General features: G+C 55.0%; 1 protein-coding gene and 1 pseudogene. One reads left to right on the top strand and one right to left on the bottom strand.

The window, feature by feature from the left end:
- A pseudogene (locus QJ48_RS37915) lies at positions 1–192 on the top strand (AraC family transcriptional regulator); the annotation flags it as partial.
- A gap of 94 nt (positions 193–286) precedes the next feature.
- On the opposite strand, the gene QJ48_RS37910 reads toward QJ48_RS37915, so the two are convergent.
- On the bottom strand, positions 287–703 hold a 417-nt coding region (locus tag QJ48_RS37910), incomplete at its 5' end, for a hypothetical protein (RefSeq protein WP_054977841.1).

Raw genomic sequence — 703 nt, 5'->3', positions numbered from 1 at the left:
GTCCCGGCGCACCGGTGCGTCGTCGTGGCGAATAAGGACGGAAACTTCGAGGCAGCCGGTCAAGCGGTCGAAGCGTATTTGCGCGAAAAGGGACTTCAAACAAGCGCCGGCGACCGTACCTACACGATATGCGAACGATACAACTACGAAGGCGAAGGATTCGCGCGGTACTCGCTTCCGCTCGTCGATTAAAGCCGCCTGTTGAACCGAACAGCCCCCTTGCGCTTGCCATGCGCTTCTCCTGCCGGACAAGCTCCGGAAAAGCGAATTTGGCCGCACGGGGTTTTTACTGCTCCGGCGGACTTTGCGGCTTGGAAACCGCGGTGCGCGGCGCACCGGCAACCGCTTTGTGCGAGCTTTTTTTGGTAAATAGAGTGAAAAATCCGCTATGCGTCGTTACATTCATCGTTTTGCCGTCCTTTACAAAAACACGGAGGGCCCCCACCTGCTCCTCTTTGTCTTCCTTCCACCCCCACTTGCGAATCTCAGCCTCATAGAAATCCGGAATACTTTCCTTTTCTTCAACACCTTTCATATTGTAGCGGACATAGACGACTCCCGGATTGGAGAACGGAACGTCCGATTTGCGCGCCTCCGCCGGCACGGGAAATTGCTCGTCGATGCTGGAGCCGACAAAGCTATTGTTATTGGAAAACGCGTACCCGTACACCAGAGCCGATAAGGTTACAGCCACCATAAGAAA

Source organism: Paenibacillus sp. A3, from assembly GCF_001399685.1.
Lineage (GTDB): Bacteria > Bacillota > Bacilli > Paenibacillales > NBRC-103111 > Paenibacillus_G.
This window is presented reverse-complemented; position numbering and strand designations above follow the sequence as displayed.